8 protein-coding genes and 1 pseudogene are annotated in these 14,527 nt (G+C 67.7%); 7 read left to right on the plus strand and 2 right to left on the minus strand.

Annotated elements, in window-relative coordinates; translation table 11 throughout:
• Positions 1-115: 115 nt before the first annotated feature.
• Positions 116-3,376 (minus strand): autotransporter domain-containing protein, encoded by a 3,261-nt coding sequence (locus ACHMW8_RS09645; protein WP_395445405.1) that lies wholly within the window; start codon positions 3,374-3,376, stop codon positions 116-118.
• A 164-nt stretch (positions 3,377-3,540) separates the two neighbouring features.
• On the opposite strand from ACHMW8_RS09645, the pseudogene ACHMW8_RS09650 reads away from it, so the two are divergent.
• Positions 3,541-4,955: pseudogene (locus ACHMW8_RS09650) on the plus strand (sensor histidine kinase).
• Here the strand turns inward: ACHMW8_RS09650 and ACHMW8_RS09655 are convergent.
• Positions 4,952-6,643 (minus strand): PAS domain-containing methyl-accepting chemotaxis protein, encoded by a 1,692-nt coding sequence (locus tag ACHMW8_RS09655; protein WP_395445406.1) that lies wholly within the window; start codon positions 6,641-6,643, stop codon positions 4,952-4,954. The pseudogene ACHMW8_RS09650 and the gene ACHMW8_RS09655 overlap by 4 nt on opposite strands.
• A gap of 374 nt (positions 6,644-7,017) precedes the next feature.
• Between ACHMW8_RS09655 and pstC the strand changes: the two genes are divergently transcribed.
• The 6 genes from pstC to ACHMW8_RS09685 all read left to right on the plus strand — a co-directional run bounded on the left by pstC (position 7,018) and on the right by ACHMW8_RS09685 (position 14,494).
• Positions 7,018-8,451, plus strand: coding sequence for a phosphate ABC transporter permease subunit PstC (gene pstC, locus ACHMW8_RS09660; protein ID WP_395445407.1), 1,434 nt, complete (start codon positions 7,018-7,020; stop codon positions 8,449-8,451).
• Complete coding sequence (gene pstA / locus ACHMW8_RS09665; protein WP_395445408.1) at positions 8,444-9,742, plus strand: phosphate ABC transporter permease PstA; 1,299 nt, start codon at positions 8,444-8,446, stop codon at positions 9,740-9,742. Before pstC ends, pstA begins: the two co-directional genes overlap by 8 nt.
• A gap of 58 nt (positions 9,743-9,800) precedes the next feature.
• A complete protein-coding gene (pstB, locus tag ACHMW8_RS09670) occupies positions 9,801-10,643 on the plus strand; it encodes a phosphate ABC transporter ATP-binding protein PstB (protein WP_125157341.1) in 843 nt (280 codons plus the stop codon).
• Positions 10,644-10,668: 25 nt separating this feature from the next.
• A complete protein-coding gene (gene phoU / locus ACHMW8_RS09675; protein ID WP_125156979.1) occupies positions 10,669-11,361 on the plus strand; it encodes a phosphate signaling complex protein PhoU in 693 nt (230 codons plus the stop codon).
• A 19-nt stretch (positions 11,362-11,380) separates the two neighbouring features.
• The gene (phoB, locus tag ACHMW8_RS09680) at positions 11,381-12,073 is read left to right on the plus strand and encodes a phosphate regulon transcriptional regulator PhoB (RefSeq protein ID WP_125156978.1); all 693 of its coding nucleotides are present in this window, start codon (positions 11,381-11,383) and stop codon (positions 12,071-12,073) included.
• 519 nt (positions 12,074-12,592) lie between these two features.
• Positions 12,593-14,494, plus strand: a complete 1,902-nt coding sequence (locus ACHMW8_RS09685) for a methyl-accepting chemotaxis protein (protein ID WP_395445409.1) — start codon at positions 12,593-12,595, stop codon at positions 14,492-14,494.
• Positions 14,495-14,527: the final 33 nt, after the last annotated feature.

Here is a 14,527-nt window from a genome sequence, read left to right on the forward strand (position 1 = left end):
CTTCAGCCTTATCAGACGCTTAAACCGTAAAAGTTCCGTTCACGGAAAAAGCCGCCACGGTTTCCCGTGACGGCTTTTCGGCATTTCTCGGAGAATGGCGAGGGGCCGCTGGACCCTAGAACATCGCCCGGCCGGCCAGACGCAGATTGTAGCGCTTCTGCTTCTTGGTGGCCTCGACGCCGCCTTCGATGCCCAGGTACGACATCGGCGTGCCGGCCCGCAGGGCGAAGCCGGCGGTCACCGCGCCGTCCTTGTCGTTCAGCGCGGCCAGGGTGAAGGGGTTGCCGCCCTTGAAGGCCGCGACCGTGTCGCCGACCGAACCGGCCAGGGTCTGGCGGTAGCCGACCCGCAATTCCGGACGCCACCAGACATTCTTGCCGAAGTCGGCGCCGACCACCACGCCCAGCTCGCCGCTGAGGTTGCTGGAGGTGCGCTTGTTGACGGTCAGGTCGAATCCGTCGCCGCCGCCGGCCTCGGCGCGTTTGCCCTCGCGCAGCCAGACATAGTCCAGGCGGCCTTCGGGGCGGGCGAAGAAGCGGCCGAACTTCTGCTCGTAGGCGACGCCAGCGAACGCGTTGGCCGTCAGGCCCTTCCAGTCGGCGGTGTTTTTCAGGATCAGGTCGGCGACCCCGTCGGCGTTGCCGTCCGGCGCGATGAAACGGCGGTCGCCCTTGAAGAAGCCGTAGCCCAGGCCGCCGCCGGCGTTCATGCGCCAGCCGCCGACCGAACGACGCCAGTAGGCCCCCGTCTGGACGAACGAGGCGGTGGTCTGCTCGCCGACCTTGGCGACCGTGTCGTGTTCCTCGACGCTGGTATAGGCCAGGGTCAGGCCCAGCGCGCCGCCGGCGTCGCCCATGGCCTCATAGCCGGCCACGAAGCCGAACGCCTGGGTGTCCGAACCCAAGGTCTGGCTGGTGTCGCGCCGGGTCAGCGAGGTGATTTCCTGCACCCAGACACTGTCGGGGCCATAGCGGTCGCCCGGATCGGGGCGGAACATGGTGGCCTGCGAGATCTGCTGGTTGACCGACTGCAGGGCCGAGAACAGGCCCTCGCCCTGGTCGGGCAGCATCTGGTCGTAGAGGTCGCGGTAGGCGTCTCGCGTCGTCTGGTTCAGGAACGTGCCGGCCAGGGCCGAATCCTTGCCCAGCGCCTGGTAGACGGCGTCATAGGCCGCGGTCTCGGCCCGATTCAGGCCGATCTCGGCGGCCGTCTTCTGGCGAACGTCGATATAGACGTTGTTGGTGTCGGCGCGGCTGGTGGCCACGTACATGAACGGCGACTGGGCCAGCAGGCCGTTGCCGATCGTGCCGACATTGACGTTGCTGCCCTCGATCACCGTGAAGGTGGTGGGCTGCTTGACCAGATTGGCCAGGCGGATGCCCAGCTCGGCGCCGGTGGCGATGTTGGTCGCGCCCGAAACCACCAGCTTGGTGTTCAGGCCGGCAGCCGGATCGGCCGAGAACAGGATCTTGCCCTTGTCGCCGACCGTCAGGCTGCTGACGTTGATCGTGTCGGTGTTGACGATGCCCAGGCTGCCGTTGGCCACGGCGATGTCGAGCTTGCCGTCGCTGTCCGTCAGCTTGCCGAGGGCCACGCCGCCGCCGTCGATCGAAAGGCGGTCCTGGCCAGCCCCGAACGACATGGCGCCCACCAGGGTGCCGCTCCACAGGTTCAGGGTGTCATTGCCGCCGCCGAACAGCACGTCGCCGATGGTCACCGGCGCCTGGGTGGTGTTGGTGGCGTCGGTGCTGGTGACGGTGTCGGTGCTGGGGAAGGTCGAGGTCGAAGTGTAATCGGTGGGACCCTTCTGGGTGAAGGTCACGCCCGAATTGTTGGCGCGCAGGTCCAGGGCGATCGCCTGGCCGCCGGCGGTGACGGTCACGGCCGTGCCGTCGGCCTTGTAGGCCGGGGCCGACAGGGTCGCGCGCAGCGAGCCGGTGTTGGTGACGGTCTTCAGCGTGCCGGCCTGGTCGAGGATGACGACCGCGTCCCCGGTCTCGCCGGTGCGCGTGGCGATCAGCGCGCCGCTGTTGTTGATGGCGGTGGTGTTCGATCCCGCGCCCAGCACCACGGCCCGCGCCGTGGCGGTGACGCCCGAGCCGGCGTACGAGCCCGCCGTGGCCGTGATCGAGCCGCGGTTCCGGATTTCCCCGACGCTGGCGCCCGAGTTCAGGATCAGGCCGGTGGCGTCGGCTTCGTAGGTCGTGGCCGTGACGGTGCCGTCGTTGCGCAGGCCGTTGGTCAGGGTGGTGGTCTTGCCGCCGCCCGCGCCGATCGAAACGCCGGTGGCGGTGACCTTGTCATAGACGCCCCCCGCGGCGATCGCCCCCTTGGCCACTAGGCCGTAGGCCAGGTCGCCGGCGCCGACCGCGCCCAGGGTGACGTCCTGCGTGGCCGAGCCGATCTGCAGGGCCGGAGCCGCGCCGAAGACGCTGATGCTGGAAGAGCCGGTGTTGCTGGAGGTGATCGTTGTCGTGACGGTGTTGCCGTCCGCGCCGACCTTGGACGAGTAGTTGGCGCCTTGCAGCAGCACGCCGCCGGTCACGTCGCCGGCGATCCGGACGGCCGGGCCGCCCTGCAGCAGGTCGTCGGCGTCCAGCTTGCCCAGCGCGTCCGTCGTCGTCGGGCGCGAGGTGTAGCGATAGCCGGTGGCCGAGACGCTGCCCTGCAGGCTCACCGCGCCGGTGATGTTCGAGTCCAGCGCCACGCCGACGGAATTGGCGCCCTGGACGTTGGACGTGCCGCCGATGGTCACCTTGCCGGTGACCGGCGCGGCGATCCTCACGCCGTAGCTGTTGTCGCCGACCACGCCCAAGGCGCCCAGATGGGTGACGTTGCCGACCACCGGGCCTTCCAGCAGGATGCCGGCCGAGTTGTTGCCCTCGATCGTGATCGTGCCGGTGGCGTCGTTGATGATGTCGCCGGTGAAGGTCCCGGCGTTGGTCAGCCGGATGCCGAAGCGATTGTTCCCCTGGGCGAAGGCCCCGTCCAGGTCGCCGTCCGAATCGCTGTCGGTCGGCGTGTAGTCCTCGTCCAGGGTGATCGCCAGCGAGTTGGTCAGCGAACCGGTCTTGCCGCCGATGATCAGCACGCCGACGCTGTCGTTGACGCCCGTGGTCTGCAGGGTGCCGGCGTTGGTCACCTTGTTATTGCTGTCCAGGGTGACGATCGCGCCCGCGGTGGTCGGCTTGATCGAGCCGTCGGCGGTGATCCGGACGTCGTCGGCGGTCGTAGCGCCCGCAGCCGTGCTGGTGGCGATCGGCGTCGTCCGCGCGGTGGTGACCGTGGTCTCGGCCGACGCGGCGAAACCCATGGCCAAGAGAGGAGCGGCCGCGACCGTCGCGACCAGGACCTTGCGCTGCATTACGAACGACACCCCATGGAAACCGGCGCCACTAATTCATGTCATGATGCGGCGAAATTGCGGTGAGTTCCGCTCGCGACACGTACTAAGGCGCCAACCGTCTATCGCATGGCATGGCGGGGCGCCATATCTGGATCGACGAATCGCCTCTCGCTTGAATTCGAAGAGTTTTCCTCATGCCGCTGGCGCAGACGCCCCCGGACGGACACCCTAGCGGCTCGTTACGCGTCTTCTGGCCCGTAATTGTCGGTCCGCTAGCCATACTGAGCCTGGCCTTCACCGGCGTCGCCGAGCCAGGGCCGGCGGTGCTGGCGTCGGCGGTCACGGCCGTGGCGGGCTTCATGATGTTGCGAAGGCTGGGCAGGGCCCTGGAATCGCCGGCCTCCGGCGCGGCGCAGTCGCTCGCCGCCGCCGAGGATGCGCCGCCGTTCGCCGCCATCCTCGACCGCCTGCCGGACCCCTTGATGGTCATCGCCGCTGAAGAGGCCGACGACCTGACGGGCCGCCGCTTCCTGTTCGCCAACGCCGCCGCGCGCGAGCTTTTCAAGAATTCAGCCCCAGGGCGGGCTGCTGGTCACGGCCGTGCGCAATCCGCGCGTGCTGGAGGCCGTGGACGAGGCGCTGTTCGGCGGCGTCGAGGGCGTGGCCGAGTTCGAGACCGGCGGGACCCAGGGGCGGTCCTGGCTGGCCCACGCCCGGCCCTTGCGCGAGACCGGCGGCCGCTCGCGCCTGGCCGTTCTGGCCCTGCGCGACGAGACGGACGCCCGCCGCAGCGAACGCACGCGCGCCGACTTCCTGGCCAACGCCAGCCACGAGCTGCGCACGCCGCTGGCGTCGCTGTCGGGCTTCATCGAGACCCTGCGTGGCCACGCCAAGGACGACCCCGGCGCCCGCGACAAGTTCCTGGGGATCATGCTGGCCCAGGCCGAGCGCATGTCGCGCCTGATCGACGACCTGATGAGCCTGTCGCGGATCGAGCTGAACGAGCACATCGCGCCGCTGGGCCGGGTGGACCTGGCCATGGCGGCGGTCGACGTGATCGACGCCCTGGCCCCGCAGGCCCGCGACAAGCAGGTCGCGTTCGATCCAGTCCTTCCGCCGCGCGGCGGCGCGGTGGTCGACGGCGATCGCGACCAGATCATCCAGGTGATCCAGAACCTGGTCGACAACGCCATCAAGTACACGCCCAAGGGCGGGACGGTGCGGGTCGAGATCTTCCCCGGCCTGTCCGCCGAGGCCGCCGCCGCCCCCCGCGACCCGGCCGCGGCGCGGATGTCGCTGCTGACACCGGACCACGACACGACCGAGCGTTACGCCGCGCTGCGCGTCACCGACCGGGGCCCGGGCCTGGCGCGCGAGCATCTGCCGCGCCTGACCGAGCGCTTCTACAGGGTCGAGGGCCAGAAGAGCGGCGATCGTTCGGGCACGGGCCTGGGCCTGGCGATCGTCAAGCACATCATGAACCGCCACCGGGGCGGGCTGACCGTCGAGAGCGTCCAGGGCGAGGGGGCCACGTTCGGAAGTCTACCTGCCGATGGCCAAGGCCGGGGCCGAGATCGCGCCGCCCCCGTCCATGATCGCCGAGGCCTAACCCGCTCGCCGAACCGCTTCCGAGCGCGCCTCAGAGCGGGCGTCGCCGGCGCTCGTCGAGAACCGCGAGATCAGCCGGGCCAATTCGGCCGCTTCGGTCCGCAGATTGGCCGACGCGGCGTTGGCCTCTTCGACCATGGCCGCGTTCTGCTGGGTGACCTGGTCCATCTGATTGACGGCCGTGTTTACCTCGGACAGTCCAACGGCCTGCTCGCGGGCCGACTGGGCGATCTCCGAGATCAGGTTGTCGATCTGGCCGACCTTGCCAACGATGGTCGACAGGGCCTCGCCGGTGTCGCCCACCAGGCGCACGCCACGCGCCACCTGGGCGGTGCTGCTGGCGATCAGGGCCTTGATCTCCTTGGCCGCCCCGGCCGAGCGCTGGGCCAGGGCCCGCACTTCCGACGCCACCACGGCGAAACCCCTGCCGGCGTCGCCCGCGCGCGCGGCCTCGACCCCGGCGTTGAGCGCCAGCAGGTTGGTCTGGAAGGCGATCTCGTCGATCACCCCGATGATGCTGGTGATCCTGCTTGAGCTGGCCTCGATCTCGCCCATGGCGGCCACGGCGTCGCCGACGATCTCGCCCGAGCGGGCGGCGTCGGCGCGGGCCGCGGTCGCCGCGCCGGAGGCCTGCCTGGCCCCTTCGGCGGCGCGCTTCACCGTGGCGGTGATCTGATCGAGCGCCGCGGCGGTCTCTTCCAGGCTGGCGGCCTGCTGCTCGGTGCGGCGCGCCAGGTCATCGGAGGCCAAAGAGATCTCGCGGGCCCCGGCCCCGACGCCCTGGGTGACCTGGGCGACCACGCCCATGGCCTCGTCCAGCGAGGCTATGGCGCTGTTGAAGTCGCCGCGCACCTTGTCGAACTGCGGCGCGACCGGGGCGTCGATGCGATAGGTCAGGTCGTTGTTGGCCAGATGCTCCAGGCCGGCGGCGATCTCGCGCACGGCGTGGACGCGGCCGGTGACCACCGTGGCGAATTTCACGACCTTGGCGATGCCGCCCTTGTGGTCGAAGATCGGGTTGTACGAAGCCTGGATCCACACCTCGCGGCCGCCCTTGCCGATGCGTTTGAACTCGTCGGCCAGGAATTCGCCGCTGTTCAGGCGCTTCCAGAACGCGACGTAGTCGGGCGAGGCGGCATAGGTCGGTTCGACGAATATCCGGTGGTGACGGCCCTGGATCTCGTTCAGCGTATAGCCGACGGCGGCCAGGAAGTTCTCGTTGGCGGTCAGGATCTCGCCGTCTGGCGTGAACTCGATGACCGCCTGGGCGCGGCTGATGGCTTCCATCTTGCCGTGCTCCTCGGCGGCCTTGCGCTTCTGATCGGTGATCACCGAGGCGACCTTGAGGATGCGCACGACCTTGCCGCGGCCGTCGCAGATGGGATTGTAGGTGGCCTGGATCCAGACCTCGACCCCGCCCTTGCCCACGCGCAGATATTCCCGGGACTCGAACTCGCCGCGGCCGAGCTTGCGCCAGAAGGCGGCGTAGTCTTCGCTGGCCACTTGGGCCGGGTCGACGAACAGGCTGTGATGGCGCCCGACGATCTCGTCGAGCCGATAGCCCATGGCCGCGCAGAAATTGGCGTTGGCGGAGAGGATCGTACCGTTCGGATCGAATTCGATCGTCGCCAGTGACTTGTCGAGCGCGGCCAGAGTTTCCTGGGCGAGGACATGCGAACGCTTGAACATGACGCCGTCACGCTTCCTTTTGGTTGCGAAGAGGGGCAACTGACGATCACGCGGTCAACAACTCCTGAATGGGCGACCCCGCCAAGCCCCACTTTGAGCCTCGTCGGCCCCGGCCCATTATGACTTGGGGTAATGGTTTGAATAAGAAGGAGAAATTCTGGGCTCTGGCCGAGCGGGGAGCTCTGCGGCATATCGTCCAACCAAGTTCGCAGACCGTTGTTTAGCGGCCAGGACGGTGACGGCTCGCGCACTGTCGTCAAACTGTCATATATTCGTCGCATAAGCTCAGCGCCCGCCCGGCATAGATCGGGGCGGGGGAAGGCGCGCGATCCTGCGGGGCCTTCGACACACTTCGCGCAAGATTAGCCTCACGCATGCTGACCTGGCTCTCGCTCATCGTCCTGACGCTGTTCTCCGGCCTGGCTTTCGCCGCCGGGCGTCGTCGCGCCGTGGCCGCCGCCGGAGGCCGCGCCCGCGTCCTCCACTCCTTGCCGGACTACTACGGGACCTACGCGGCCCTGTGGGCCGGCGTTCCCGCCGCGCTCCTGCTGCTGCTGGGGACCGCCTTCGGCGGCCGCGTTGAGGACGCGATGCTGCAGACCACCCGGCCGGCGGCGGTCTCCGCCCTGGACCCGGACCGCCAGAACGTCTTCTTCAGCGACGCCCACGCGATCGCGGCCAAGCAGGCCCCGTCGGAAGTGGCCTACGAAGGCGACTTGAAGGTGGCGCTGGACGCCAAGGTCGCCGAAGCCAAGCGCATCGGGACGATGTTGAACTTCGGCATGCTGGCCGGCGCCGGCGTGCTGGCCCTGGCCGGTTTCCTGCTAGCCTTCCCGCGCATCAACCCCGACTTCCGGGCCCGCAACCGGGTCGAGGGCTGGACCAGCATCCTGCTGATCGGCTGCTCGGTCGCGGCCGTCCTCACCACCCTGGGCATCGTGCTCTCGCTGGTCTGGGAAAGCTGGCGCTTCTTCCAGAGCGTCAATCCGCTGTCGTTCCTGTTCGGCACGGAGTGGAGCCCGCAGATCGCCATGCGCGCCGACCAGGTCGCCTCGGCGGGCGCCTTCGGGGCCGTGCCGCTGTTCGCGGGCACCTTCCTGATCATGTTCATCGCCATGCTGGTGGCGGCTCCGGTCGGCCTCTACTCGGCGATCTACCTCTCGGAATACGCCAGCCGGACCGTCCGCGGCGCGGTCAAGCCGCTGCTCGAGATCCTGGCCGGCGTCCCGACCGTGGTCTACGGCTTCTTCGCCGCCCTGACGGTGGGCCCTCTGTTCCGCGCCGGCTTCAACGCCATCGGCGCGGCCCTGCCGGCCGGCCCGCTGGCCACCTACCTGATGGAAGTCCAGAACCAGATGGCCCTCGTGGCCGGGGTGGTGATGGGGATCATGCTGATCCCGTTCGTCTCCTCGCTGTCGGACGACATCATCAACGCCGTGCCGCAGTCGCTGCGTGACGGCAGCTACGCCATGGGCGCCACCAAGTCGGAGACGGTCAAGAAGGTCGTCCTGCCGGCCGCCCTGCCGGGCATCATGGCCGCCATGCTGCTGGCCGTGTCCCGCGCCGTCGGCGAGACCATGATCGTGACCATGGCCGCGGGCCTGCAGGCCAAGATGACGGTCAACCCGCTCGACACCGTGACCACGGTCACCGTCCAGATCGTCACCCTGCTCACCGGCGACCAGGAATTCGACAGCCCCAAGACGCTATCGGCCTTCGGCCTGGGCCTCACCCTCTTCGTGGTGACGCTCTGCCTGAACATCATCGCCCTGCGCATCGTCCAGAAGTACCGGGAACAATATGACTGACGCGACCCTCGGCGCGACCGCCTCGCGCTCCGCCGCCTCGACAGCCATGCAAGCCCGGCTGAAGAAGCGCCATGCCGCCGAACGCACCTTCAAGGCCCAGGGTCTGGCCGCGATCATCGTCGCGCTGGTCTTCCTGGTGGTGCTGGTCGGCCGTATCGTGGCCCAGGGCTACACGACCTTCGAGACCCATACGCTGAGCGTGCCGGTCTACCTGAACCCCGAGCGCATCGACCGCTCGGACCTCTCGGGCGTCAACTACGACTACATCGTCGCCGAGGCGATGATGAAGAAGCTGGGCGTGCAGGACGACGACCTGGGCACCACCTCGACCAAGGTCCAGGACCTGCTGTCGCGCGACTTCGGCTTCCAGCTCCTGAACAAGCTGAAGGCCGACCAGTCGCTGATCGGCAAGACGATCACCGTCACGGGCCCGCTGAAGGCCGACGCCGACCTCTACTTCAAGGGCCAGGTCAAGCGTTCGACCGCCGAGGGCGACCGCAAGCTCGACAACCAGCAGTTGGACTGGCTGGACAAGCTCGAGAAGGACGGTTCGGTCAAATCGGGCTTCAACTTCGCCTTCTTCACCAACTCCGACTCGACCGAGCCCGAGCAGGCTGGCGTGCTGGGCGCGGTGGTTGGTTCGGCCATGATGCTGATCATCACCGCCCTGATCGCCGTGCCCGTCGGCGTGATGGCCGCCACCTACCTGGAAGAGTTCGCCCCGAAGAACCGCTGGACGGACATCATCGAGGTCAACATCAACAACCTGGCCGCCGTTCCGTCGATCGTCTACGGCCTGCTGGGCCTGGCTCTGTTCATCAACTGGCTGAACGTGCCGCGCTCCTCGCCGCTGGTTGGCGGCCTGGTGCTGGCCCTGATGGCCCTGCCCACCGTGATCATCGCCACCCGATCGGCGCTGAAGGCCGTGCCGCCCTCGATCCGCGAAGCCGCGCTCGGCGTCGGCGCGTCGAAGACCCAGACGGTCTTCCACCACGTGCTGCCGCTGGCCATGCCCGGCGTGATGACCGGCGCCATCCTGTCGCTGGCCCACGCCCTGGGCGAGACCGCCCCGCTGCTGATGATCGGCATGGTCTCGTTCGTGCCTGGCGTACCGGAAGGCTTCACCGGCGCGGCCACCGTGCTGCCGGTCCAGGTGTTCATCTGGGAGAACGCGTCCGAGCGGGCCTTCCACGAACGCACGGCCGCCGCCATCATCGTCCTGCTCGTCTTCATGATCGTCATGAACGCCGCGGCCGTCATCCTGCGCCGCCGCTTCGAACGCCGCTGGTAGGTTTCACATGACCCAGATCCTGAACCCCAACGCCTCGCCCCTTCTCCGCGGACACGCCATGACCGTCCAAAGCCCCGACGACAACGCCCACACGCCGGTGATCCACACCACCGTCCCGCACGCCCAGGCCGCCGCCTCGGTCGGCGAGGCCAAGATCAAGGCGCGCGACGTCAGGGTCTTCTACGGCGAGAAGCAGGCCCTGTTCGATGTCAACATCGACATCCCGGCCAAGTCGGTCACCGCCTTCATCGGCCCGTCGGGCTGCGGCAAGTCGACCTTCCTGCGCTGCATCAACCGCATGAACGACACCATTCCCTCGGCCCGCGTCGAAGGCGTGATCGAGATCGATGGTTCGGACGTCAACGCCAAGAGCGTCGACCCGGTGGTCCTGCGCTCGCGCGTCGGCATGGTGTTCCAGAAGCCGAACCCTTTCCCGAAAACCATCTTCGAGAATGTCGCCTACGGCCCGAAGATCCATGGCCTGGCCACCGGCAAGGCCGAGCTGGAAGCCATTGTCGAGAGCAGCCTGAAGAAGGCCGGCCTCTGGAACGAGGTCGCCGACCGCCTGCATCAACCGGGCACGGGTCTGTCGGGCGGCCAGCAGCAGCGCCTGGTCATCGCCCGCGCCATCGCGGTGTCGCCGGAAGTGATCCTGATGGACGAGCCCTGCTCGGCCCTCGATCCGATCGCCACCGCCAAGATCGAGGAGCTGATCGACGAGCTGCGCAGCCAGTTCTGCATCGTCATCGTCACCCACTCGATGGCCCAGGCGGCCCGCGTCTCGCAGCGCACGGCCTTCTTCCACCTCGGCAAGCTGGTGGAGAGCGGCCCGACCGAGGAGATGTTCACCAATCCTCGCGACAGCCGCACCCAGGACTACATCACCGGCCGCTTCGGCTGACCAGGCGCGCGGGAGCGACACACAGATGACCGAACATACCGTCAAGTCGTACGGCGAAGAGCTGGCCCACCTCACGGCCGAGGTCACCCGCATGGGCGGCCTGGTCGAGGCCCAGGTGGCCGACTGCATCGCCGCCATCGCTCGCCGCGACGGGCCCCTGGCCCAGGCCGTGGTCGCCGGCGACGAGCGCCTGGACGTCCTCCAGGCCGAGATCGAGCGCAAGGCCTTCAAGCTGATCGCCCTGCGCCAGCCGATGGCCGTGGACCTGCGTCACGCCGTCGCCGCCCTCAAGATCTCGATGAGCCTCGAGCGCTGCGGCGACATGGCCAAGAACATCGCCAAGCGCGCGCTGATCCTGACCGAAGCCGACCCGATGACAGCCCTGACCCGCTCGATCGAGCGCATGGGCCGTCTGGTGCAGAGCCGCCTCAAGGACGTTCTGGACGCCTATACGAGCTCGGATCTGCAGCGCGCCATCGGCGTGTGGAGCCGCGACGAAGAGGTCGACGAGCACTACAATTCGATCTTCCGTGAACTGCTCACCTACATGATGGGCGATCCGCGCACGATCAACGCCTGCGCCCACCTGCTGTTCGTGGCCAAGAACCTCGAGCGCATCGGCGACCACGCCACCAACATCGCCGAAATCATCCACTTCGAGCTGACGGGCGACGAGCTGATCTCGCAGCGCCCGAAGCTGGACGTGCTCTCGCAATAACTCCTAAAGGCGGCCTGAAGTGACTCCGTACGTTCTGGTGGTCGAGGACGAAGACGCCCTGGCCACCCTGCTGCACTACAACCTCGACAAGGAAGGCTATCGCGTCGGCGTGGCCGGAGACGGCGAGGAAGCCCTGATCATGGCCAACGAGCGGGCTCCGGACCTGGTCATCCTCGACTGGATGCTGCCGAAGGTCTCGGGCATCGAGGTCTGCCGCCGCCTGCGCGGCCGGTCGGAAACCCGCAACGTGCCGATCATCATGCTGACGGCGCGCGGCGAGGAGAGCGACCGGATCCGCGGCCTCGACACCGGCGCCGACGACTATGTCGTCAAGCCGTTCTCGATGGTCGAGCTGACCGCCCGCGTCCGTGCGGTGCTGCGTCGCATCCGCCCGGGTCTGGCCGACGATCGCATCACGGTCGGCGACATCATCATCGATCGGGTCGCCCACCGCGTGAAGCGGAACGGCAAGGAGATCCATCTCGGCCCGACCGAGTTCCGCCTGCTGGACTATCTGATGCAGCACCCGGGCCGGGTGTTCAGCCGCGAGCAGCTGCTGGACGCCGTCTGGGGCTCGGACGTCTATGTCGAGGCGCGAACGGTCGACGTCCACATCGGCCGCCTGCGCAAGGCGCTGAACGGCTCGTCGGACGGCGACCCGATCAGAACGGTGCGTTCAGCCGGCTACTCGCTGGATCTCGACGCGGCCTGATTTCGTCCGTGCGCGGTCTGGGCTGCTGAAGCCCCGATCTTATCGCGTTTCCGCGCGCGAGCCGCTGTGCTCCGGCGGATCGGTCTGCCCTATCGCATCGCCTTTGGGCCAGGGCGCGCGCCGTTCGTCGGCGCGCGCCTTGCCGCGTCTGTTTCTCGTGCGCGCCTTCCCTTGAAGGTGGTGAGGCGGAATGTCGCTATCCTGGGGGTTGTTGAATTCACCGTTCGTTAAGCGTGCCCGGAAGAGGTTAGCGAAAGTATTTATCGCCGTCTCTGACCGAAAGTTGGCCGATATTTCAAACCCTGTGGCGGCGATTAACGTGAGAATGCGTATTTCGCTCCTTCGTGGTTTGAAGTTTCACTGATGTTTTCGGGTAAATGTCTCGTGAATTTCGGTGTCTTGAGAGGGCGATTTCAGTATTCGGGAGGTTTTCATCGTGTCTGATTTCAGGCGTGCGCGGACCTCTTGTCGTCATTTGTCCAATCGTCCCCCAAGCCTGAACGCGGGCCGGAGTTCTCCATGCGCATGACGATCAAGCTCAAACTTGCCCTGACCATCGGGGCGCTCATTCTGATGATGGCGGGCGCGACCCTGTTCGGCATGCGCGAACTGTGGGTCCTGAACGCGGGCCAGAAGGCCATGGTCGAAGGGCCAGTCGCTCAGCTGCAGCGGAGCCAGTCGATAAGCATCGCGCTGCTGCAACTCGTCCGCGCTCAGAAGAACATGGTCCTCACGGACGACGCCGACGAACTGCGGAGTCAGAACGCCAAGGCTGACGCCAACAAGGAGAAGGTCCGGACCCTTCTGGAAGCGGGGCTTGGCCATGCCACCATCGAGGGAAAAGCCAAGTGGGAGGCCTTGGCGCGGGACTGGGCGCTGTTCGCCGAAAGCGACGATGGCATGCGCGGCGAGATCCTGGCTGGACGTCGTGATCGCGCCATCGAGCAGATGCACACCTCTCAACGCAAGATCACCAACAGCATCACCCGGACCGTCGATGAGCTGGTCGAGACGCAGGCGGCGCGTCTGGTCGCGGCGGAAGCCGCCAGTGACAAGGCCTATGCGGTCTCGCGCAACACCTTGATCGCGGTGGTGCTCGCATCGACCCTTCTGGGCGCGGCGGCGGCCATCTGGATCGGCCGCACCATCGCTCAAGGCTTCTGGAAGATCGATGGCCTGGCCAAGGCGGTGGCCCTCGGCGATCTCAACCAGACCGTGACGGTCAAGACCAATGACGAGATCAAGGACCTCGTCGAGACCATCAACCGCATGACCGAGAATCTGCGGGCCACGGCCGCGCTCGCCGATCAGGTGGCGTCCGGCGACCTGTCGGTCGAGGTCAAGCCGCTATCGGACAAGGACATTCTGGGTCATTCCCTGCGCGGCATGGTCGCCAACTTGCGCGAGAGCGCCAGCGTCGCCGACCAGGTCGCCGATGGCGATCTCACCGTCCAGGTCAAGCCACTGTCGGACAAGGACGTCATGGGCCTGGCGCTGGAGCGCATGATCGAGCGTCTGCGCGGCGTGGTCTCCGACGCCATCTCGGCCTCGGACAACGTTTCAAGCGGAAGCCAGGAGCTCTCGGCCGCCTCGGAGCAGGTGTCGCAGGGCGCGACCGAACAGGCCTCCTCCGCCGAAGAGGCTTCGGCCTCGATGGAACAGATGGCCGCCAACATCAAGCAGAACGCCGACAACGCCGCCCAGACCGAGAAGATCGCGCGCCAGTCGGCCCAGGACGCGGAAATCTCGGGTCAGGCCGTGGCCAAGGCGGTCGGCGCCATGCAGACGATCGCCGAGAAGATCACCATCGTGCAGGAGATCGCCCGTCAGACCGACCTGCTGGCGCTCAATGCCGCCGTCGAGGCCGCCCGGGCCGGCGAGCACGGTCGCGGCTTCGCCGTCGTCGCCTCGGAAGTGCGCAAGCTGGCCGAGCGCTCTCAGACCGCCGCCACCGAGATCGGCGAGGTGTCTTCGGAAACGGTCAAGGCCGCCCAGTCGGCCGGCGATCTGCTGACCTCCCTGGTGCCCAACATCCGTCGCACCGCCGAACTGGTCTCGGAGATCAGCGCCGCCTGCCGCGAGCAGGACATCGGCGCCAGCCAGATCAACGAGGCCATCCAGCAGCTGGACAGGGTCACCCAGCAGAACGCCTCGGCTTCCGAGGAGATGTCGGCCACGTCGGAAGAATTGGCGGCCCAGGCCGAGGAACTGCAGACCTCCATCGCCTTCTTCCGCACCGGCGACGAAGAGCGCGTGCGCCGGCCGCGGAGCCGCGCCGCCGCCAAGCGCCCGGCCGCGCCCGTCCGCAAGGCCCCCGGTCGTTCGGTAGCCGCCCAACAGGCCCGCGCCAACGGGTTCGCCCTGGATCTGACCCAGGGCGGGGCGGACGCCGACGACGCCGACTTTCGCGAGTACGCCTAAAGCGGCGCGCGCCGTTCGACCCTGACCGGCCGG

The organism is Caulobacter sp. UC70_42 (assembly GCF_044056025.1).
Lineage (GTDB): Bacteria > Pseudomonadota > Alphaproteobacteria > Caulobacterales > Caulobacteraceae > Caulobacter.

Coding starts and splice junctions, on each gene's coding strand:
- ACHMW8_RS09655 (WP_395445406.1), bottom strand. CDS start 6,643: ATGTTCAAGCGTTCGCATGTCCTCGCCCAGGAAACTCTGGCCGCGCTC.
- pstC (WP_395445407.1), top strand. CDS start 7,018: ATGCTGACCTGGCTCTCGCTCATCGTCCTGACGCTGTTCTCCGGCCTG.
- pstA (WP_395445408.1), top strand. CDS start 8,444: ATGACTGACGCGACCCTCGGCGCGACCGCCTCGCGCTCCGCCGCCTCG.
- pstB (WP_125157341.1), top strand. CDS start 9,801: ATGACCGTCCAAAGCCCCGACGACAACGCCCACACGCCGGTGATCCAC.
- phoU (WP_125156979.1), top strand. CDS start 10,669: ATGACCGAACATACCGTCAAGTCGTACGGCGAAGAGCTGGCCCACCTC.
- ACHMW8_RS09685 (WP_395445409.1), top strand. CDS start 12,593: ATGCGCATGACGATCAAGCTCAAACTTGCCCTGACCATCGGGGCGCTC.